The 19,501-nt window shown below is 65.7% G+C and carries 19 protein-coding genes; 7 read left to right on the top strand and 12 right to left on the bottom strand.

The features are described 5' to 3' along the window. Window positions 1–51: 51 nt before the first annotated feature. The 6 genes from ACFJI2_RS03515 to ACFJI2_RS03490 all read left to right on the top strand — a co-directional run bounded on the left by ACFJI2_RS03515 (window position 52) and on the right by ACFJI2_RS03490 (window position 6,031). Complete coding sequence (locus ACFJI2_RS03515) at window positions 52–972, top strand: AAA family ATPase (RefSeq protein ID WP_377703760.1); 921 nt, start codon at window positions 52–54, stop codon at window positions 970–972. A gap of 111 nt (window positions 973–1,083) precedes the next feature. Next, window positions 1,084–2,067, top strand: coding sequence for a DUF58 domain-containing protein (locus tag ACFJI2_RS03510; protein ID WP_377703759.1), 984 nt, complete (start codon window positions 1,084–1,086; stop codon window positions 2,065–2,067). Window positions 2,068–2,098: 31 nt separating this feature from the next. Further along, window positions 2,099–3,658 carry a transglutaminaseTgpA domain-containing protein gene (locus ACFJI2_RS03505; protein WP_377703758.1) on the top strand — a complete coding sequence of 520 codons (1,560 nt, stop codon included), beginning with the start codon at window positions 2,099–2,101 and terminating at the stop codon, window positions 3,656–3,658. Then, window positions 3,658–4,131 (top strand): DUF4129 domain-containing protein, encoded by a 474-nt coding sequence (locus ACFJI2_RS03500; protein ID WP_377703757.1) that lies wholly within the window; start codon window positions 3,658–3,660, stop codon window positions 4,129–4,131. The genes ACFJI2_RS03505 and ACFJI2_RS03500 overlap by 1 nt, the downstream gene beginning before the upstream one ends. Continuing rightward, window positions 4,128–5,282, top strand: a complete 1,155-nt coding sequence (gene mltB, locus ACFJI2_RS03495; protein ID WP_377703756.1) for a lytic murein transglycosylase B — start codon at window positions 4,128–4,130, stop codon at window positions 5,280–5,282. The genes ACFJI2_RS03500 and mltB overlap by 4 nt, the downstream gene beginning before the upstream one ends. Before the next feature lie 437 nt (window positions 5,283–5,719). After that, entirely contained in the window at window positions 5,720–6,031 is a 312-nt protein-coding gene (locus ACFJI2_RS03490; RefSeq protein ID WP_056402943.1) for a hypothetical protein, read from the top strand. A gap of 63 nt (window positions 6,032–6,094) precedes the next feature. On the opposite strand, the gene cysM is transcribed toward ACFJI2_RS03490, so the two are convergent. Further along, the gene (cysM, locus tag ACFJI2_RS03485; RefSeq protein ID WP_377703755.1) at window positions 6,095–6,997 is read right to left on the bottom strand and encodes a cysteine synthase CysM; all 903 of its coding nucleotides are present in this window, start codon (window positions 6,995–6,997) and stop codon (window positions 6,095–6,097) included. A 104-nt stretch (window positions 6,998–7,101) separates the two neighbouring features. Continuing rightward, entirely contained in the window at window positions 7,102–7,641 is a 540-nt protein-coding gene (locus tag ACFJI2_RS03480) for a GNAT family N-acetyltransferase (protein WP_377703754.1), read from the bottom strand. Window positions 7,642–7,771: 130 nt separating this feature from the next. Between ACFJI2_RS03480 and ACFJI2_RS03475 the strand changes: the two genes are divergently transcribed. After that, on the top strand, window positions 7,772–9,535 hold the full coding sequence (locus ACFJI2_RS03475) for a cyclic nucleotide-binding domain-containing thioredoxin-disulfide reductase (protein ID WP_377703753.1): 1,764 nt from the start codon (window positions 7,772–7,774) through the stop codon (window positions 9,533–9,535). Window positions 9,536–9,713: 178 nt separating this feature from the next. Here ACFJI2_RS03475 and ACFJI2_RS03470 read toward each other — a convergent pair whose 3' ends face one another. The 10 genes from ACFJI2_RS03470 to cmk all read right to left on the bottom strand — a co-directional run bounded on the left by ACFJI2_RS03470 (window position 9,714) and on the right by cmk (window position 19,500). Further along, window positions 9,714–11,090: a M28 family peptidase gene (locus tag ACFJI2_RS03470; RefSeq protein WP_377703752.1), complete on the bottom strand. Its 1,377-nt coding sequence runs from the start codon at window positions 11,088–11,090 to the stop codon at window positions 9,714–9,716. A gap of 180 nt (window positions 11,091–11,270) precedes the next feature. Next, window positions 11,271–11,639, bottom strand: coding sequence for a helix-hairpin-helix domain-containing protein (locus ACFJI2_RS03465; protein ID WP_107877026.1), 369 nt, complete (start codon window positions 11,637–11,639; stop codon window positions 11,271–11,273). 97 nt (window positions 11,640–11,736) lie between these two features. Continuing rightward, window positions 11,737–12,654, bottom strand: a complete 918-nt coding sequence (locus ACFJI2_RS03460) for an FAD:protein FMN transferase (protein WP_377703750.1) — start codon at window positions 12,652–12,654, stop codon at window positions 11,737–11,739. 29 nt (window positions 12,655–12,683) lie between these two features. Further along, complete coding sequence (locus ACFJI2_RS03455) at window positions 12,684–13,982, bottom strand: DUF4214 domain-containing protein (RefSeq protein ID WP_377703748.1); 1,299 nt, start codon at window positions 13,980–13,982, stop codon at window positions 12,684–12,686. Window positions 13,983–14,057: 75 nt separating this feature from the next. Continuing rightward, window positions 14,058–15,002, bottom strand: a complete 945-nt coding sequence (gene rfaE1 / locus ACFJI2_RS03450; RefSeq protein WP_377703747.1) for a D-glycero-beta-D-manno-heptose-7-phosphate kinase — start codon at window positions 15,000–15,002, stop codon at window positions 14,058–14,060. 121 nt (window positions 15,003–15,123) lie between these two features. Beyond that, entirely contained in the window at window positions 15,124–16,299 is a 1,176-nt protein-coding gene (lapB, locus tag ACFJI2_RS03445; protein ID WP_107877034.1) for a lipopolysaccharide assembly protein LapB, read from the bottom strand. A gap of 13 nt (window positions 16,300–16,312) precedes the next feature. Beyond that, the gene (locus tag ACFJI2_RS03440) at window positions 16,313–16,618 is read right to left on the bottom strand and encodes a lipopolysaccharide assembly LapA domain-containing protein (RefSeq protein WP_107877036.1); all 306 of its coding nucleotides are present in this window, start codon (window positions 16,616–16,618) and stop codon (window positions 16,313–16,315) included. 104 nt (window positions 16,619–16,722) lie between these two features. Beyond that, window positions 16,723–17,028: an integration host factor subunit beta gene (locus ACFJI2_RS03435; RefSeq protein ID WP_050408958.1), complete on the bottom strand. Its 306-nt coding sequence runs from the start codon at window positions 17,026–17,028 to the stop codon at window positions 16,723–16,725. 16 nt (window positions 17,029–17,044) lie between these two features. Continuing rightward, window positions 17,045–18,724, bottom strand: a complete 1,680-nt coding sequence (gene rpsA, locus ACFJI2_RS03430; RefSeq protein ID WP_056402965.1) for a 30S ribosomal protein S1 — start codon at window positions 18,722–18,724, stop codon at window positions 17,045–17,047. Window positions 18,725–18,831: 107 nt separating this feature from the next. Then, a complete protein-coding gene (gene cmk / locus ACFJI2_RS03425) occupies window positions 18,832–19,500 on the bottom strand; it encodes a (d)CMP kinase (RefSeq protein WP_377703746.1) in 669 nt (222 codons plus the stop codon). Window position 19,501 lies beyond the last annotated feature (1 nt).

Raw genomic sequence — 19,501 nt, 5'->3', positions numbered from 1 at the left:
CTTTGCCGTAGAATCAAGCTGTAATCTATCACGGGATAATAACAGGGAACCATGTATACCAAACTGCATGCGGTAGCGCGCCAGGTAAGCCAGGTCATCGTCGGCAAGGACCCGCAAGTGCGCCTGGCGCTCACGTGCATGCTGGCCGGCGGCCATTTGCTGGTGGAGGACGTGCCCGGCGTGGGCAAGACCACGCTGGCCCACGCGCTGGCCATTTCCCTGGGCCTGAACTTCAACCGCATCCAGTTCACCAGCGACCTGCTGCCGGCCGACGTGTCCGGCATTTCCATCTACGAGCGCGAGAAGAACGGCTTCGTGTTCCATCCCGGGCCCATTTTCACGCAGGTGCTGCTGGCCGACGAAATCAACCGCGCCACGCCCAAGACCCAGTCCGGCCTGCTGGAGGCGATGGAGGAGCGCCAGGTGTCGGCGGACGGCGTGACGCGCACGCTGCCGGAACCGTTCTTCGTCATCGCCACGCAGAACCCGCTGCACCAGGTGGGCACGTTCCCGCTGCCTGAATCGCAGCTGGACCGCTTCCTGATGTGCCTTTCATTGGGCTACCCGGACGCGGCCGCCGAGCGCGCCCTGCTGCTGGGCGACGACCGGCGCGCCATGCTGAAATCGCTGGCGCCGGCCATGACCTCGGCCGAACTGCTCGACGCGCAGCGCAGCCTGCGCCAGATCCACGTCTCGCCCGCGCTGGCCACGTATGTGCAGGCGCTGGCGCAGGCGTCGCGCCAGAACGGGGCCTTCGCCGAAGGCCTGAGCCCGCGCGCGGCGCTGGCGCTGCTGCAGGCGGCGCGCGCCTGGGCTGCGCTGGAGGGGCGCGACCACGTGCTGCCGGAGGATGTGCAGGCGGTGCTGGTGCCGGTCTGCGCGCACCGGCTGCGGCCGCTGAAGGCGGCGCACGGCGTGGCGCTGGCCAGCCGCGACCTGGTGCTGCAGCTGCAGGCGTCGGTGCCGGTCTAGGCGCGGCCGCCGATGCCGCCGATGCCGCCGATGCCGCCGATGCCGCCGATGCCGCCCATGCCGCCTTTGCCGCCCACGCCGCCCGAACCGCGCCGTCCGTTCCAGGCCGCCATGCCGGCCCCGCTGCGCCGCTGGCTGAACAGCTGGCTGTTCCAGTTGCGCGAGCGAGAGCCGGGCGAGGTGCTGCTGGTGATGCGGCGCGTGTTCATCCTGCCCACCCGGCCCGGCATGGCCTTCACCGGGCTGCTGCTGATCATGCTGATCGGCTCCATCAACTACACGCTGGGCCTGGGCTTTGCGCTGACCTTTTTCACCGGCGCCTGCGCCGTGGCCGACATGGTGATGACGGCCCGTAACCTGGCCATGTTGCGCCTGGCGCCGGGCCGCGCGCAGCCGGTGTTTTCCGGCCAGGAGGCGCAGTTCGAGTTGCAGGTGCACAACGGCACGCCGCGCGACCGCTACGGCGTCTGGCTGGGCTTCCAGCACGACGGCGAGCCGCGCCACGCGGTAGACGTGCCGTCCGGCGGCAGCGCGGCGCTGGCGCTGGCCGCGCCCACCGAGGGCCGCGGCTGGCTGGCGGCGCCGCGCGTGCGGCTGGTGACGCGCTTTCCGCTCGGCCTGTTCCGCGCCTGGGCTTACTGGCAGCCGGACTTGCGCGTGCTGGTCTACCCCGCGCCGGAAGCGAACGCGCCGCCGCTGCCCATGAGCGGCGCGGCCAGCGAGGACGGCCACGGCCAGGTCGGGCTGGACAATTTCGCCGGCATCCGCAGCTACCAGCCCGGCGACCCGATGCGCCACCTGGCCTGGCGCCAGATCGCGCGCCACGACCCGGAACTGGGCGGACAGCTCAGCACCAAGCATTTCGAGGGCGGCGCCGTGGCCGAGATGGTGCTCGATTTCGCGCTGCTGCCCATCGCCATGGACCTGGAGCAGCGCCTGTCGCGCATGACGCGCTGGGTGCTGGAGGCGGAACAGCGCGGCGTGCCCTACGGCTTCCGCATCGGCCACCACGACCTGCCGCCGGCGCTCGGCGACGCCCACCGCGCCGCCTGCCTGCGCGCGCTCGCCCTGTACGGGCAGGAAGCCTACGCATGAGCGCGGCGCTGCCCCGCGCCGGGAGCGCCGCGTGAGCGCGCGCGGCATGGCGCCGGCCGGACCGCTGGCGCGCTGGGCGCAACGGCTCACGCGCGACAAGGCCGATACGCTGTTGCTGCTAGCCGCCGCGCTGCTGGTGCTGGCGCCGCACTTCGTCCACCTGCCGGCATGGACCAGCGCCGTCATCTGCTGCGTGCTGCTGTGGCGCGGCGCCATCACCCTGCAGGGCCGGCGCATGCCGCCGCTCTGGCTGCTGCTGCCGGTGTCCTTGCTGGCCATGGGCGGCGTCTACCTGTCCTTCCGCACCCTGCTCGGCCGCGACGCCGGCGTGGCCATGCTGGCCCTGCTGCTGGCCTTCAAGCTGCTGGAAATGCACGCCCGGCGCGACCTGTTCGTGGTCATCTTCCTCAGCTTCTTCCTGCTGCTGACCAATTTCTTCTACTCCCAGTCCATCTTCACCGGCCTGGCCATGGTGGCCACCATCATCCTGCTGCTGGCCACGCTGATGACCTTCCAGTACACCGGCGCGGTGCCGCCGCTGCGGCGGCGCCTGCTGGTGGCTGCGAAAATCTTCCTGGCCGCCGCCCCGCTGGCCATCCTGTTGTTCTTCGCTTTCCCGCGCATCCAGGGCCCCCTGTGGGGCTTGCCCGGCGACGCGCGCAGCGCCCGCAGCGGCATTTCAGACACCATGTCTCCCGGCAGCATGACCAGCCTGGCGCTGTCGGACGAAGTGGCCTACCGGGTGCGTTTCTTCGGCGCGCTGCCCGCGCAGAACCAGCTCTACTGGCGCGGCATCGTGTTGAGCAACTACGACGGCGCCACCTGGACCCGCACCGAGCGCCGCCGCTTCAGTCCCGGCGAGGCCAACACCCGCGCCTCCGTCACCGGCGCGCCGCTGCGCCACGAAGTGACGATGGAGCCGACCGGCAAGCGCTGGCTGTTCGCGCTGGAACTGACCAACCCCAACCAGCCCATGCCCGGCCTGAGCACCAGCCTGAGCGACGAGTTCGAATTCATCAGCCGCGAACCGGTGCAGCAGCGCCTGCGCTATGAGGCCAGCGCCTACCTGAACTACCGCCTGCAACCCAGCCTGGACGACGGCCAGCAGGCGCGCGCGCTGCGCCTGCCGGAGGGCTACAACCCGCGCACCGTGGCGCTGGCCGCCACCCTGCGCCGGCCGGACGGCCCGGCCGCGTCGGCCCAGGCCGTGCTGCGCATGTTCCGCGCCCAGCAGTTCAGCTACACGCTGGAGCCGCCGCTGCTGGGCCGCAACGCGGTGGACGATTTCCTGTTCGGCAGCAAAGCCGGCTTCTGCGAGCACTACGCCGGCGCCTTCGTGGTGCTGATGCGCGCCATGGGCGTGCCGGCGCGCGTGGTCACCGGCTACCAGGGCGGCGAACTGAACCCGGTGGACGGCTACCTGACCGTGCGCCAGTCCGACGCCCACGCCTGGGCCGAAATCTGGATCGAGGACCAGGGCTGGCTGCGGGTCGATCCCACCGCCGCCGTGGCGCCGAACGGGTCAATCTCGGCCTGGGCCGGGCGCTGCCGCAGCAGGCGCCGTTCGGCCTGGAAGGCCTCGGCGAGCTGATGAATTTCCGGAATGACAGCAATTCGTGGCTGGCACAGCTCAGATTCCGCGTGCACGCCTTGAATAATGCGTGGAATCAATGGGTCCTGGATTACAATCCAGATAGGCAGAGCAGTTTCCTTGCGGAACTATCCGACGCGTCCGGCAACTGGCGCACCGGCGCCGCGCTGATGGCGGCGGCCCTGTTGCTGTTGCTGGGACGCAAGCTGCGAGCCAGGGTGGCGCAGGAACCGGTGGACGCGGTCTACGCCGACTTCTGTGCGCTGATGGCGAAGCGCGGCATGCCGCGTGCGCCGCACGAGGGACCACACAGCTATGCCCGCCGATTGCAGGCGATGCAGGTACAGGATGAGAAGAAAGCCGCCATGCTGGCCTTTCTGGAATTGTATGGGGCGCTGAAGTATGCCGCGCCCGATGAAAAGATAACGGCGCCCGCCAAAAGGCTGGCCATTTTGCTGAAACGAATACGATGAAACTGTCTTTGCGCAACAACACCATCTCGTCCGCCCTGCTGGCCCTGGCGCTGGCCGGCACCGCTCTGGCGCCCGCCGCTGCCTCCGCCGCCCAGCCCACCCAGGGCAGTAAGGCCAAAGCCAAGGCGGCCGCCGCCAAGAAAGCCAAGGCCAAGGCTGCGGCGGCCAAGAAAACCGATTATGAGGGCGAGTTCGTCAACTTCGGCCAGTGGAAGGAAGTGGGCCTGTTCCTGGACGAGATGGCCGCCAAGCACGGCTTCGACCGCAAAGAACTGGAAGCGACCATGATGCAGGTGCGCTACGTGGACTCGGCCGTGCAGCTGATGAAGCCGGCGCCGCCCGGCAAGCCGAAAAACTGGCAGGCGTACAGCAAGCTGTTCATCGAACCGGTGCGCATCAACGGCGGCGTGAAGTTCTGGAACGACAACCGCGAAGCGCTGGCGCGCGCCGAGTCGCTGTACGGCGTGCCGGCCGAAATCATCGTCGGCATCATCGGCGTGGAGACGGTGTATGGCGCCAACACGGGCCGCTTCCGCGTGATGGACGCCCTGACCACGCTGGCCTTCGCCTACCCCTTGGCGCCCGCGCGCGAGGCGCGCATGGCCTTCTTCAAGGGCGAGCTGGAAAGCACGCTGCTGTACGCGCGCCAGACCGGCATCGACCCGTTCTCGCTGCTCGGCTCCTATGCCGGCGCGGTGGGCCTGCCGCAGTTCATGCCGAGCAATATCGTCAAGTACGCGGTCGACTTCGACGGCGATGGCCGCATCGACCTGCGCAACTCGCCCACCGACGCCATCGGCAGCGTGGCCGCCTTCCTGGTGGCGCACGGCTGGCGCCGCGACGACCCGGGTCCGCTGGTGTACGCGGCCACCGTGTCGCCCACCCGGCAGTGGGAACGCTACGTCAACCAGGGGCTGGAAGCAAAATTCCAGCAACAGGACTTGATGTCGGCCGGTGTCGTCACCACATCTTCCTTGCCCGATGGAATGTTGTTTGGCCTGGTGGACTTGCAGAACGGCTCCGAGCCGACTGAATTTTGGCTGGGTACCAACAATTTCTTCTCGATAACCCAATACAACCGCAGCTACTTCTACGCGATGTCGGTGCTGGAACTGGGCCGCGCCGTCAAATTATCGCGGCGCGAGTTGTAAGGAGGCGTAAAGCCACTTGAAAACTTGCCTCGTAGCAGCTATTGTATAATTGATAGTTGGAAACACGACAGGAATCATATCGTGCGGCAATGCGAGGTGGTTTTGCCCTATACTCAACTTTGTCCAAAAGACAAAGAAAGTGTCGGCATCCGCGTAGGCATGGTAGCACAGGCGGCCAGCGTCAATTCTCACACATTGTTGCGGACCGACAACAACGACGACGGGCGGCAGGTATTTTTTATTGCTCCTAAGTATTACATTGCGTGATGTTGTACAATTGTGTATATATTATGAAACTTGTTATTTCGGAATTCCGTCCGTGTGGTGAATTCGTTCCCGAGTAAGGATGAACATGGCTAATCTCCGAGTGTTTCACTTTGCAGGACAAACTTTACAGAAGGAACAGACGAATCATGACTAACCAAGTGGGTATTGATATGAACAGCGATTCGGAAGGCGATGATCTGCTGCAATACAATCCGAACCGACTGCTCGACACGCTGATCGAAAATCTGCGCCTGAAAAACGATGCCGCCCTGTCGCGCGCATTGGAAGTGGCGCCGCCGGTGATCAGTAAAATCCGTCACCACCGCCTGCCGGTGGGCGCTTCGCTGCTGATCCGCATGCACGAAGTGAGCGATCTGAGCATTCGCGACCTGCGCTACTTGATGGGCGACCGCCGCAACAAGTTCCGCATCAGCGACAAGCAGTTCAAGCCTAAAGAAGGCGAAACCCCGAACCAAGGCTGATTCGGCCGCGGTTTGCACTCCCTCCCCTCGCACGGGAGGAGGGAAGCAGTTTTCCCAAAATCCTCAGGCCGGGAACACCCCGGTGGACAGGTAACGGTCGCCCCGGTCGCAGACGATGAACACGATGGTTGCGTTCTCCACGGTCTGCGAAATCCGCAAGGCGATCTCGCAGGCGCCCGCCGCCGAAATCCCGCAGAATATGCCCTCTTCCGCCGCCAGCCGGCGCGCCATGCGTTCCGCCGCAGCCTGCGTCACGTATTCCACCTGGTCCACGCGCGCCTTGTCGTAAATCTTGGGCAGGTAGGCTTCCGGCCATTTGCGGATGCCGGCGATCTGCGAACCTTCTTCCGGCTGGGCGCCGATGATGCGCACCGCCTCGCTTTGCTCCTTCAGGTACTGCGACACGCCCATGATGGTGCCGGTGGTGCCCATGGCGCTGACGAAATGGGTGACGCGGCCGCCCGTGTCGCGCCAGATTTCCGGTCCGGTGCCCTCGTAGTGCGCGCGCGGATTGTCGCCGTTGGCGAACTGGTCCAGGATGATGCCCTTGCCGTCGCGCTGCATCTGTTCGGCCATGTCGCGCGCGTATTCCATGCCGCCGGTCTTCGGCGTCAGCATGATCTGGGCGCCGTAGGCGGCCATGGCCTGGCGCCGCTCCTCGCTCTGGTTTTCCGGCATCAGCAGCAGCATCTTGTAGCCGCGGATGGCGGCCGCCATCGCCAGCGCGATGCCGGTGTTGCCGGAAGTCGCTTCGATCAGCGTATCGCCCGGCTTGATGTCGCCGCGCTCTTCGGCGCGGCGCAGCATGGACATGGCGGCGCGGTCCTTGACGGAACCGGCTGGATTATTGCCTTCGAGCTTGCCGAGGATGATGTTGCCGCGCGCGTCGGCGTCGGCGCCGGGGATGCGTTTCAGCTGCACCAGGGGCGTGTTGCCGATCGTATCGGCAATAGTCATGTAAGCCATCGTGTTCTGTTTTCGTTCAGCAAAAAAGATCATTTTAATCCGGGACGCAAAAGCGCGCCCGGCGGGGGGCGAAAGCGCCGAGCTTCGGGCTCAGAGCCTCGGGCTCAAAGCTTCAGGCTCATCAGCGTATAGGCCAGCTGCTCGCCGTCGATGCGGAACATGTCGGCGATCTCGCCGGTCTGGCGGAAGCCGCAGTCGCGGTACAGCGCGCGCGCCGGCTCGTTAATGCTCAGCACTTCCAGGTCCACCCATTCCAGGCCCTGCTTGCGCGCCCAGTCCATGGCCGAGGCCACCAGCACGCGGCCCAGGCCCTGGCGCCGCGCCAGGCGGTGCACGCCCATGCCCAGCATGGCGCGGTGCGCGCTGGCGTTCTCGGGACGGGCGCGCAGGTCGATATGGCCGAGGATGCCGTCCTGCCCGGTGGCGACCCAGGCGCGGCGCCAGCCCGGCTGGCCTACGGCGATCCCCATGCCCTTGACGAAGGCGGCGGCCTTCTCTTCCGGGAACACCGAGCGGCTGCGCGGCAGGGGCTGGAACAGCGGTTGGCTGCCGGCGCCGTTGTCCCGCAGGTGATCGTTCAGGTAGACGAAAAACTGGTCGGTCTCGCGCGGATCGAGCGCGCGGATGGCGGGAACAACAGGCATGGGTGAGTTGTCAGAAAGAATAAAGAAGATTGTACCAGTACGGCTCTCCAATAAGATGTTGGCATGAAAGCGACCGCATGCGATAGACTCTCTGTGACAGATTTCCACACCCTATTTCACAGAATCCACCATGGCCAACGAAGACACCCCATTTGAAGCCGAAGCCAACGCGAATGCCGCGCTGGCCGGCTTGCCCAGCTCGCTCGAATCGCGCCGCCACCAGATGTTCCCGACCTTGTCCGACGCGGAAATCAAGCGCATGCAGCGCTTCGGCACGGTGCGCCATTTCCGCGACGGCGAGCGCTTGTTCGAAGCGGGCCGCAGCACCTTCGGCATGCTGGTCATCCTGAAGGGGCGCGTAGCCATCAGCCGCTACGACGGCCTGGGCAACACCTCGCTGATCGTCGAGCATGGCGCCGGCCAGTTCTGCGCCGAGGTGGGGCAGCTGTCGGACCGTCCCTCGCTGGTCAACGGCGACGCGGTGGGCGACGTGGAAGTGCTGGTGATTCCGTCCGAATCGCTGCGCGCGCTGGTGGTGGCAGAAGCCGAGCTGGGCGAACGCATCGTGCGCGCGCTGATCCTGCGCCGCGTGGGCCTGATCGAAGCGCCGTCGGGCGGCCCCGTGCTGGTGGGCGCGCCCAGCCATCCGCGCCTGCACAATCTGCAGACCTGGCTGCAAAGCAATGGCCATCCCTACACGGTGCTGGACCCGAAATTCGACGCCCAGGCGCGCGCGCTGTGCGAGCACTACCAGCCGCAGCCGGAAGACATGCCGCTGGTGGTGTGCCCGGACGGCAGCGTGAAGAAGAACCCGACCAACGTCGAACTGGGCCGCTGCCTGGGCACGCTGCCTGAGCTGAGCAGCGACAAGGTGTGGGACGTGATCGTGGTGGGCGCCGGCCCGGCCGGGCTGGCGACGGCGGTGTATGCCGCGTCCGAAGGCCTGTCGGTGCTGGCGCTGGAAACGCGCGCCTTCGGCGGCCAGGCGGCGGCCAGCGCGCGCATTGAAAACTACCTTGGCTTCCCGACCGGCATTTCCGGCGGCGCGCTGGCCGGGCGCGCCTACGTGCAGTCGCAAAAGTTCGGCGTCGAGATCGCCATTCCCGCGCCGGCCGGACGCCTGATCTGCGACACCTACCCGCTGCAGGTGGAAATGTGCGGCAGCCTGACGCGCCTGCAGGCCAAGACCGTGGTGCTGTCCTGCGGTGCGCGCTATCGCCGTCCGTCGCTGGCCAACCTGAAGTCGTTCGAAGGGCGCGGCGTGTACTACTGGGCTTCGCCGATCGAGGCCAAGCTGTGCAAGACGGAAGAGATCGTGCTGGTGGGCGGCGGCAACTCGGCCGGCCAGGCGGCCGTGTTCCTGTCCGGGCACGCGTCCAAGGTGCACATGCTGGTGCGCGGCCCCAGCCTGGCGGCCACCATGTCGAGCTACCTGATCGAGCGCATTCAGGCCACGCCCAACATCGTGCTGCACACGCACAGCGAGATCGTGGCGCTGGAAGGCAACGACGAGGACGGCCTGCAGCAGGTGCGCGTCCGCAACAGCAAGGCCGACACTGAAACCGACTACGATGTGTGCCGCGTGTTCCTGTTCATCGGGGCCGACCCGAACACCGGCTGGCTCAGCGACTGCGGCGTGGACGTGGACGGCAAGGGCTTCATCCGCACCGGCTTCGACGTGACCAAGGCGCAATGCCGCGCCAACTTCGCCAAGGGCGTGTACCCGGCGGAGCTGCCGGCGCGCGCCGCGCTGGAGACCAGCGTGCCGGGCGTGTTCGCCATCGGCGACGTGCGCGCCAACTCCACCAAGCGCGTCGCGGCGGCGGTGGGCGAAGGCGCGGCGGTGGTGGCGCAGATCCACGCCTTCCTGGCCAACCTGCCGGCCGAACGCTGATACGCGCCGCAGGCGGCGGGTTACGCGCTCGCGCGCTAACCCGCCCTACGTCCACCGTGCGAACCGCGCGTCCCTCCGCAATCCGTGGCGGGCGGCGTCCAGCGTGCGAACCGCGCATGCCTGATCCGCAATCCGTAGGGCGGGTTAGTGCCGCAGGCACGTAACCCGCCGCAGCGGCTCAGCGCAGCGGCACAGGGTACGTGGCGGGGCTGGCGTTGCCGTCCTTGTCGATGGCCTGCACGCCGAAGTAATAGTTGTCCTTCGACAGCGGCAAGCGCGCCTCGGTAACATTGCCGACGAACTTGCTGCCCTGCCAGACGGCCGCATCGGTCGCCCGCCACACGACGCGGTAGCCCGCCAGGTCCGGCTCGCTGTTCGCCTTCCACACCAGCGCCGTATCGTTCTCCAGCTGCGCAGTACGCACCTGCACTTGCTGCGGCGCGGCCGGCGCCAGCGCCAGCGTGGCCAGCGCGGCGGCGTTCACGCGCGCCACCTTGGCGATGTAGTTGTAGTCGTTGTACTCCGGCATGTCGCCGATCAGCACGCCGTTTTCCGTGCGCACGTTCTGGTGCTGGTGGTTGAAGTCCTCCGCCGGCTCGGTGAAGCGCAACGCCGCGTAGCCGCGCTCCAGGAAAGGCATGTGGTCGCCGCCGCGCAGGTAGCGGTCGCGGCGCTGAATGACGTTGACCTTGAAGTCTTTCACGTAGCGCTCGCCCTGCTCCTTCACATGCCGCGCCAGCTGGCGCGAAATCGAATCGTTCTCGCCGCCGGTCTGGATCAGCGTGCGGTTGGCCTCGCTCGCCTCCTTCTCCACCGGCAAGCCTTCCGCGAACAGGCGCACCTGCTTGTCGTCCACCTTGCCGTGCTCGTCGCGCGAGCTGCCGATGATGTCGTTGGTGAACATGCCGGCGATGTTGAGCTTCTTCTGTTTCGCCTGCTCAGCCCAGTGCGCCGCGCCCAGCAGGCCCTGCTCTTCGGCGGCCACCGTCATAAACACCAGCGTGGCGTCGAATTTGTACCGGGACATCACGCACGCCATCTCCATCACGGCCGCCGTGCCAGATGCGTCGTCGTTCGCGCCGGGCGCGAAGCCGGTCGCATCCATCACGTCCGTGTTGCGCGAGTCGTAGTGGCCGCTGACGACGTAGATGCGCTCTTTCGACGCGTCCTGCGTGCCGGGCAAGGTGGCCACCACGTTGACGATCTCGGTCGGGCGGCTGATGCGGCGCGACACGGGCGCGATGTGGCCGTCGAACTGCACCTGCAGGCGGCCGCCGTTCTGCGCATTGCAACGCTCGAATTCGCTCTTGATCCAGCGCCGCGCGGCGCCTATGCCCACCGTGTCGGACTCGGTGTCGGACATGGTGTGCCGGGTCTGGAAGGAGACCAGCTTGCGGATGGTCGCTTCGATGCGCTGCGGCGAAATGTTGCGCACGATCTTGTCGATCTCCGGCTGGTGGCGGGCGGTATCTGGCGCGGCGGCGGGCGCGGCGCTGGCGCTGCCGGCGGCGATCGCAGCGCTCGCTGCCAGCAATGCGAGGGTGGAGTAGGCCATGAATGCGAGTCCTGTGTTGGTAACAGGCTGCGATCTTCTCATGAAGCCCGCACACGGCGGAACGGGATTTTTGTATCGGCAAGTTGCAGCAAGCCCCGCCATGGCGCGGCGGGGCTTGCCCGGGTGCTGCCGCTAATTATTCGCCGGCTATTTGCCGGCTATTTGCCTCCTATTTGCCCGCTATTTGCCGGCGGGCGCGGCGGCCATCTTGTCGGCCTTGCCTGCCTTGTCCGCTTTGTCTGCCTTGTCCGCCTTGGCCGGCTTGGCGGCGGCGCCCTCGCGCGACTTGCCGTTCACCTGCAGCCCGGCTTCGGACAGCTTGATGGCGTTTTTCTCGCCCACGCCTTTCACGCGCTTCTCGAAATCGGCCCAGTCCTTGAACTCGCCGCCCTTGGCGCGCTCGTCCAGGATGGCCTTGGACTTGGCCGGGCCGATGCCCTTCACCGCGTCAAGCGCGGCCGCGTCGGCCTTGTTCACGTCTACCTGTGCGAATGCGAAGCCCATCGTTGCCACCAGCGCGGCGATTGCCATCAATAGTTTCTTCATCATATCTGTCTCCATCAGGTTGGATAGCGTAGCGGGGTTCCGCACGCCAGCCATTAACGCCCTCCCCCATCCGGGGTTGACGCCGCCACTTTGCGGCAGATCAAACCCCTTTGCTGTGCAGGACGCCGGCCGCATCCTGCGCCAGCCAGGCATTGCCGCTGGCGTCCAGGAAGGCCTGCGCCTGCGCGCCCTTGAGCATGGCGATGGTGGCGCACGCGCCGGCCGCCACCGTCAGCGGCGCCAGCACGCTCACCGAGCGCCAGACCGACACCGGGTAACCTGTGGCGGGGTCGAGGATGTGGCAATAGCGCCGGCCGTCCAGCTCGAAGTAGCGCTCGTAGTCGCCCGACGTGGCCAGCGCGCCGCTGGCCACGTCGATGGAAGCCATGGTGCGGTCTTTGCGGCGCGGGTCCTGGATGCCGATGCGCCACGGGCTGCCGTCGGGCTGCGGACCCAGTACGCGCATGTCGCCGCCCAGGTTCACATAGCCGGAGCGCACGCCTTGCGCCAGCAGCGCGGCGGCGGCGCGGTCGGCCGCGTATTCCTTGCCGAAGCCGCCGAAGTCCAGTTCCATGCCGGCCAGCGGCAGGCGCACGCTGTGCGCCGCGCGCTGCACGCGGCGCCAACCCGTCAGGGCCAGCAGCGGCGCCAGCTCGTCCGGCGCGGGCACGCGCGGCACGCCGAAGTTCCAGGCCTTGCGCAGCACGCCGGTGGTGATGTCGAACAGGCCGCCGCTCAGCTCGAACAGCTGGTCGGCGTATTGCAGCAGCGCCACGGTTTCCTGGTCCAGCGGCACGGCGTGGCGCCCTGCCGCGCCATTGATGGCGCTGACCACGCTGTCGGCGCGGTAGCGCGAGTACTTGGTTTCGATGCGCCGCACTTCGGCGATGGCCGGCTCGGCCAGCGCGCGCGCTTCGGCTTCGCTGGCGGCGGCCAGCAGCACCTGGCACGGGCTGGCCATGGCGTGGAATTCAACGGTGAACAGGGCGGACTCCCTACGGTTGCTGTGTCCGCCCATTATCGTTGAAACCGGCAACGGCGACAGCCTCAAGGCATGCCTGCCGCGAACCAGGCGGCCAGCAGGTCGCGCTCGGCCTGCGTCATATCGGTGATGTTCCCGTAGGGCATGCTCTTCTGGATCACGGCCACGCGCTGGATATCGCCGGCGCGAGCGCGCACCTCCGCCTCGCTGTCGAAGCGGATGCCGAGCGGCGCAGTACCGTAGCCAGGCTGGGTCGGCTGCGCAGAGTGGCACGGCATGCAGCGCTGCGCGATGATGGGCGCGATCTGCTGCGCATAGGTGACGGGCGGCGGCGGGGGCGGCGCGGCAGGCTTGACTGCCGAGTACACGCCGCCGATAGTCGGCACGCCTGTAACGGTCCAGCTGCCGGCCGCCACGCCGGTGGCAAGGTTGAAGCTGCCGCTAAAGTCGAAACTGTGGCCGCCGCCGGCCAGCGTGATCAGGTAGCGCCCGCCTGGCGCGATGCCGGTCACCCCGCTCATGTCCACGTTAAAGGCGTTCGAATGGAGCAGGCCAACCAAAGCGCCGCTCTCGGTGACGGTGAAGGTCAGTGTGCCGGTGTCGTCGCCGCGTATGCTGCCGGTGTAGCTGCCGATAAAATCGGTGGCCGGATTGGACGGCGCGGTGGTGCCCCCCGGCGTGTATTCGAGGCCATTCTTAATGTCCGGCAGCACCAGCGCCTTGTTTTCCGCCGATTCCGAAAAGCCGAACAACACCTCGGCGCGTGTCAGGCGGCGGCCGTCCGGCCGCGTGCCCTCCAGGAAGGAAACATGGAACGCCAGCCCTTCGGCATCCGGGGCGCGGCGCAGCACGTTCGCGTACAGCAGCGTGACGAAGCCGACCGAATCCAGGCTGCCGTAAGTGGCGGCGAACTCCGCGCTGTCGATGAAGTTCTGCGAGATCTGCGTGAAGGACAGGCCCAGCACTTCCTGCGCGTACATCTGGAAGCCCAGGCCGGCCAAGTCCGGCTTGCGGTTGAAAGCGGCCTGGTACAGGCGGTAGGTGCGGCCGGCCACGCCGTCCAGGTCCAGCGCCCAGGCGGTATCGGCGAAGCGCAGGCGGCTGTTCGGCGGCACCACCTGCGCTGCACCGCTGACGATGTCGGTGACGGCATAGCCGCCCTCGGCGGCGCCAATCGTGTATTGGCTGCGGTTGCCGGCAAAGGTGATGAATTCGGGCGCGGCGCCCTGGCGCACCGATGGGGCTGGGCCGCTTTGGGACAGCAGGCTGGGCGCGGCGGTGGCGGCGGGAGCGGGGTTGTCGCCCGCGCCGCAGCCGGCCAGCGCCAACAAGAACAAGATACTGCCGATGCGCAATGTATTCATGGCGGCCACCTGTGCGGGAAACTGCTTACATCTTAGGTCCGCGTCCCCGCATTGGCAACCACAAGTAGATCAGGCTCAGCCGAACAGTTCCTCGCGCGTGACGGTGGCCGTGCCCAGCTTGCCCACCACGATGCCGCCGGCGCGGTTGGCCGTCTGCACCGCTTCGTTCCAGCCCGCCCCCGCGCCCAGCATGGCCGCCATGGTGGCAATCACGGTGTCGCCGGCGCCGGACACGTCGAACACTTCGCGCGCGTCGGCCGGGATGTGGAACACTTCCTGTTCGGTGTACAAGGTCATGCCTTCTTCCGAACGGGTCAGCAGCAGCGCGTCCAGCCTCAGCTCGGCGCGCAGCTGCTGCGCCTTGGCGGTGAGCTGCTCTTCGCTGCTCCAGCCGCCGGCGATGTGGCGGAATTCGGACTTGTTGGGCGTGAGCACGGTGGCGCCGGCGTAGCGCGTGAAGTCGTCCCCTTTCGGGTCCACCATCACCACCTTGCCGGCCGCGCGGCCGGCCGCCACCATGTCGGCCACGTTGACCAGGCTGCCCTTGGCGTAGTCGGACAGGATGATCACGTCGTAGTCGGCCAGCAAGGCCTTGTACTGCATCAGCTTGTTGCGCAGCACGGTGTCGCTGGGCGGCTCTTCGAAGTCGATGCGCAGCATCTGCTGCTGGCGGCCGATGACGCGCAGCTTGATGATGGTGGAGATGGCTTCGTCGCGCTTCAGGTAGCTGTGGATGCCGCCGCCGTGCAGCAGCTGCTCCACCTGGTCGCCGGCCTCGTCGGCGCCGACCACGCCCAGCAGGCCGGCATGCGCGCCCAGCGCGGCCGCGTTGCGCGCCACGTTGGCCGCGCCGCCCAGGCGCGCCTCGCGCTTGTCCACGCGCACGATGGGCACCGGCGCTTCCGGCGAAATGCGGCTCACGTCGCCGAACCAGTAGCGGTCCAGCATCACGTCGCCGACGACGAGGATGCGCACTTGGTCGAGCGCGGGGGCTTGGTAGGTAGTCACGGCAGTGCTCATGGCAGGTCTCTCAGGGTCGCGGCGCGCTCGGCGGGTTACGCTGCGCTAACCCGCCCTACGTCCATCCACGGACCGTGGCGGCTGTAGGGCGGATTAGCCGAAGGCGTAATCCGCCGGCGCATCAATTCATTACGTTCAGTTCTTCCGTGCGGCGCGGCGGGTAGGATTCCCACTTGCTGCAGCCCGGGCAGTGCCAGTAATACTGGCGTGCCTTGAAACCGCAGTGGCCGCACTGGTAGCGCGCCAGCTTCTGGGTATAGCCGTGCACCAGGCCTTTGACCATCGACAGTTCCGACAGCAGCTCCGCCGGCGCGTCCATCATGCGCGCTTCCAGCAGCTTGTCCAGGCCCAGCAGGGTCGGCGTGCGGCGCAGTTCGTCGCTCACCAGCTGCTTGGCCGCGCCCACGCCGTCCAGCTCGATGACGGCCTTGAACACCACCTCCAGCAGGTCGATCGACGAGGCCTGCTCCAGGTAGGACTTGAGCACGGACACACCTTCCTGCGGCCGGCCGACCTTCTTGTAGCCGTCCATCAGGCGCTGCGCCACCAGCGCCACGTGCGGTACGCTTTGCTGCTCGACGCGGCGCCAGGTGTTCAGCGCGGCCTCGACGTCGCCCTGCATCAGCTGTGCGTCGCCCACCAGGATGGTGGCGCGCACGCTGGTGCGGTCGGCCTGCAGCGCCTGTTCCAGCAGCTGCAGCGCTTCGTCGGGGTGGATGTGGACCAGCGCGTCCTGCGCCATCTCGCAGTAGAACTGCGAAATCTCCTTCTGGCGCGCGCCGGCGCCCGATTCCTGCAGGCCGATGGCGGCCTCGATGGCGCGCGGCCATTCCTTCTCGCGCTGGAAGATCTCCAGCAGCGAGCGGCGCGCCTGCACGCCGTACGAGGTATCGACCAGGCGCTTGAAGGTTTCCTCGGCGCGGTCCAGCAGGCCGGCCTTCAGGTAGTCCATGCCCAGTTCATACTCGGCGTGCGCTTTCTGCTCGGCCGGCAGGTCCGGGCGCGACAGCAGGTTCTGGTGCACGCGGATGGCGCGCTCGGTCTCGCCGCGGCGGCGGAACAGGTTGCCCAGCGCGAAGTGCATATCGGACGTTTCCGGGTCCAGGCGCACGATCTCGATGAAGGCGTCGATGGCCTTGTCCGGCTGGTCGTTCAAGAGGAAGTTCAGGCCCTTGAAATAGCCGCGCGGCAGGCTGCGCGACTCGGACACCAGCTGGCGGATGTCCACCCGCGCGGCGACCCAGCCCAGGCCGAAGAAAATGGGCATGCCCAACAACCACCAGAGTTCGAATTCCATACTTTTCTTAGGATTATTGTTGCGTGTTGATGCTGTCCGGCTGCGGCTGCGCATTCACCTGCAGGGCCGAGGTTTGCAGCGTCTGGATCGTGGATTTTTGTTTGGTCGCTTCGCGCCGGTGGCGGAACACGGTGGGGGTGAGTGCGAGCACGCCGAGGAAGGCGCCGGCGGCAAAGAAGCCGAGCAGCATCAGCACCAGGGGGCCGCGTAATTCGTAATTCAGGAACAGGACCAGATTCACTTCCTGGGTGTTTTTCAAGGCGAAGCCGAAAAACAGCACGAACAGGATAAAACCAAAAACAGTGGAAACAATTTTCATTCGTCAGCTTCCCGTTTCAAAAAAAAACGGCATCCAGGGACGCCGCTCTTTTACATCAGCCGGAACAGGCTTGCACCCGCCCCGGCTACCGTCATGTAGACGCTTCAGTCCTCGATGATGGGCTGGCCCACCATCGCGTCGACACGCTCGCGCAACTGCTTGCCCGGCTTGAAGTGCGGCACCCGTTTTTCGGGCACCATCACCTTGTCGCCGGACTTCGGATTGCGGCCGATACGGGGCGGCCTGCTATTCAAAGCAAAGCTGCCGAAGCCGCGGATCTCGATGCGCTGGCCGCTCGCAAGCGCGCCGGTCATCGCATCGAGTATCGTCTTGACGGCGTACTCCGCATCCTTGGCCACCAGCTGAGAATAACGCTCAGCCAGGCGGTTGATCAACTCGGACTTGGTCATCTACGTAGACTGACGCTCAGTTCTTGTTGTCGAACTTGGCTTTCAGCAGTGCGCCCAGGCTGGTGGTGCCCGAAGCGGCGCTGCTGTCGACCGATGCCATCTTCTGCATGGCTTCTGCAGTTTCAGCATTGTCTTTAGCTTTGATCGACAGCTGGATCGAACGTGCTTTGCGGTCGATGTTGATGACCAGCGCTTCCACGGAATCGCCCACCTTCAGGTGCGTACCGGCATCTTCCACGCGATCGCGGGAGATTTCGGAAGCGCGCAGGTAGCCTTCAACTTCTTCGGACAGCTGGATCACGGCGCCCTTAGGCTCAACCGACTTGACGGTACCGGTAACCAGTGCGCCCTTGTCGTTGATGGCTGCGAAGTTGTTGAACGGGTCGCCTTCCAGTTGCTTGACGCCCAGGGACACGCGCTCGCGCTCAACGTCGATGGCCAGAACCACGGCTTCCAGTTCGTCACCCTTCTTGAACTTGCGCACGGCTTCTTCGCCGGACTCGGTCCACGACAGGTCGGACAGGTGCACCAGGCCGTCGATGTTGCCGGCCAGGCCGATGAACACGCCGAAGTCGGTGATCGACTTGATGGCGCCACGGACTTTATCGCCCTTCTTGTGGGTTACGCCGAAGTCATCCCATGGGTTGGCTTTGCACTGCTTCATGCCCAGCGAAATACGACGACGCTCTTCGTCGATTTCCAGAACCATCACTTCTACTTCGTCGCCCAGCTGGACAACCTTGTTAGGAGCAACGTTCTTGTTGGTCCAGTCCATTTCGGAAACGTGTACCAGGCCTTCGATGCCCTGTTCCACTTCAACGAACGCGCCGTAGTCGGTCAGGTTCGTTACTTTACCGAACAGGCGGGTGCCTTGTGGGTAACGACGGGACAGACCGGTCCATGGGTCGTCGCCCAGTTGCTTCACGCCCAGCGAAACGCGGTTCTTTTCCTGATCGTACTTCAGGACTTTCGCGGTGATTTCCTGGCCAACGGTCAGCACTTCCGATGGGTGACGCACACGACGCCATGCCAGGTCGGTGATGTGCAGCAGGCCGTCGATGCCGCCCAGGTCCACGAACGCGCCGTAGTCGGTGATGTTTTTCACCACGCCGGTTACCACGGTGCCTTCTTTCAGCGTTTCCATCAGTTTCTGACGCTCTTCGCCCATCGAAGCTTCGATGACGGCGCGGCGGGACAGAACGACGTTGTTACGCTTGCGGTCCAGCTTGATAACCTTGAATTCGAGGGTCTTGCCTTCGAACGGGGTGGTGTCTTTGACAGGACGGGTGTCCACCAGCGAACCTGGCAGGAACGCGCGGATGCCGTTGGTCAGAACGGTCAGGCCGCCCTTGACTTTGCCATTGACGGTACCGACGACGATTTCGCCGGATTCCATTGCTTTTTCCAGAGCCAGCCACGAAGCCAGACGCTTGGCTTTGTCGCGCGACAGGATGGTATCGCCGAAACCGTTTTCCAGCGATTCGATGGCCACGGAAACGAAGTCGCCTACTTTGACTTCCAGTTCGCCTTGGTCATTTTTGAATTCTTCAACAGGGATGAAAGCTTCCGATTTCAGGCCGGCGTTTACGATCACGAAGTTGTGATCCAGACGAACGACTTCAGCGGAGATCACTTCGCCGGAACGCATGTCCTGACGGGACAGGGATTCCTCGAAGAGGGCTGCGAAACTTTCCATATTAGACATAGTACTTCCAGGTTAGCCAGTAAGACCCGCACCATGCGGCTTCAACTGGGTTAGGGTTAATAAACTGCCATGGCACTCAGAGCTTGCCCGGCAACCAACTATTTCCCGACGGCCGCATACCACTGCAACACCTGCGAAACCGCCTCATCGACGGTCATCTGCGAGGTATCGAGGACATGCGCCCCCTCTGCGGGGACCAGCGGCGCGATGGCCCGGTTCGTATCCCGGTCATCCCTTGCCTTCAAATCCATCAGGAGGTCTTCCATATTAGCAGAAAATCCCTTAGCTATCAATTGCTTATATCGGCGTTCCGCACGCGCCTGCACGCTGGCCGTCAAAAACACCTTCAACGGGGCGCTAGGGAAGATCACCGTGCCCATGTCGCGCCCGTCGGCCACCAGGCCCGGCGTCTTGCGAAAGCCCAGCTGCAGGCCATACAGCGCCTGGCGCACGGCCGGGAAGGCCGCGATTTTCGATGCCGTATTGCCCACCTCTTCCTGCCGGATCGCGTCGGTGACGTTTTCATGCGACAAAAACACCGCCTCACCGGTAAAACTGATGTGCAGGTGCTCGGCCAGCTTGGCCAGCGCGTGTTCGTCGGTCAGGCTGGTGTCGCGGCGGATAGCCTGCAGCGCGGTCAAACGGTAGAGCGCGCCCGAGTCCAGCAGGTGGAAGCCGAGGTGGTCGGCAACCTTGTGTGCGACGGTGCCCTTGCCGGATGCGGTGGGGCCGTCAATGGTAATGACAGGAATGTGGGATGTCGGCATA

It is taken from the genome of Pseudoduganella sp. UC29_71 (assembly GCF_042693265.1).
GTDB lineage: Bacteria > Pseudomonadota > Gammaproteobacteria > Burkholderiales > Burkholderiaceae_D > Rugamonas.
The sequence above is the reverse complement of the archived record's forward strand: the minus strand, read 5'-3'. Positions and strand labels throughout refer to the sequence as shown.

What these genes read in the sequence shown, in the direction of transcription:
- ACFJI2_RS03515 (WP_377703760.1), top strand. Translation starts at nt 52, where the DNA reads ATGTATACCAAACTGCATGCGGTAGCGCGCCAGGTAAGCCAGGTCATC.
- ACFJI2_RS03510 (WP_377703759.1), top strand. Translation starts at nt 1,084, where the DNA reads ATGCCGGCCCCGCTGCGCCGCTGGCTGAACAGCTGGCTGTTCCAGTTG.
- ACFJI2_RS03500 (WP_377703757.1), top strand. Translation starts at nt 3,658, where the DNA reads ATGAATTTCCGGAATGACAGCAATTCGTGGCTGGCACAGCTCAGATTC.
- mltB (WP_377703756.1), top strand. Translation starts at nt 4,128, where the DNA reads ATGAAACTGTCTTTGCGCAACAACACCATCTCGTCCGCCCTGCTGGCC.
- ACFJI2_RS03490 (WP_056402943.1), top strand. Translation starts at nt 5,720, where the DNA reads ATGAACAGCGATTCGGAAGGCGATGATCTGCTGCAATACAATCCGAAC.
- cysM (WP_377703755.1), bottom strand. Translation starts at nt 6,997, where the DNA reads ATGGCTTACATGACTATTGCCGATACGATCGGCAACACGCCCCTGGTG.
- ACFJI2_RS03480 (WP_377703754.1), bottom strand. Translation starts at nt 7,641, where the DNA reads ATGCCTGTTGTTCCCGCCATCCGCGCGCTCGATCCGCGCGAGACCGAC.
- ACFJI2_RS03475 (WP_377703753.1), top strand. Translation starts at nt 7,772, where the DNA reads ATGGCCAACGAAGACACCCCATTTGAAGCCGAAGCCAACGCGAATGCC.
- ACFJI2_RS03470 (WP_377703752.1), bottom strand. Translation starts at nt 11,090, where the DNA reads ATGGCCTACTCCACCCTCGCATTGCTGGCAGCGAGCGCTGCGATCGCC.
- ACFJI2_RS03465 (WP_107877026.1), bottom strand. Translation starts at nt 11,639, where the DNA reads ATGATGAAGAAACTATTGATGGCAATCGCCGCGCTGGTGGCAACGATG.
- ACFJI2_RS03460 (WP_377703750.1), bottom strand. Translation starts at nt 12,654, where the DNA reads ATGGGCGGACACAGCAACCGTAGGGAGTCCGCCCTGTTCACCGTTGAA.
- ACFJI2_RS03455 (WP_377703748.1), bottom strand. Translation starts at nt 13,982, where the DNA reads ATGAATACATTGCGCATCGGCAGTATCTTGTTCTTGTTGGCGCTGGCC.
- rfaE1 (WP_377703747.1), bottom strand. Translation starts at nt 15,002, where the DNA reads ATGAGCACTGCCGTGACTACCTACCAAGCCCCCGCGCTCGACCAAGTG.
- lapB (WP_107877034.1), bottom strand. Translation starts at nt 16,299, where the DNA reads ATGGAATTCGAACTCTGGTGGTTGTTGGGCATGCCCATTTTCTTCGGC.
- ACFJI2_RS03440 (WP_107877036.1), bottom strand. Translation starts at nt 16,618, where the DNA reads ATGAAAATTGTTTCCACTGTTTTTGGTTTTATCCTGTTCGTGCTGTTT.
- ACFJI2_RS03435 (WP_050408958.1), bottom strand. Translation starts at nt 17,028, where the DNA reads ATGACCAAGTCCGAGTTGATCAACCGCCTGGCTGAGCGTTATTCTCAG.
- rpsA (WP_056402965.1), bottom strand. Translation starts at nt 18,724, where the DNA reads ATGGAAAGTTTCGCAGCCCTCTTCGAGGAATCCCTGTCCCGTCAGGAC.
- cmk (WP_377703746.1), bottom strand. Translation starts at nt 19,500, where the DNA reads ATGCCGACATCCCACATTCCTGTCATTACCATTGACGGCCCCACCGCA.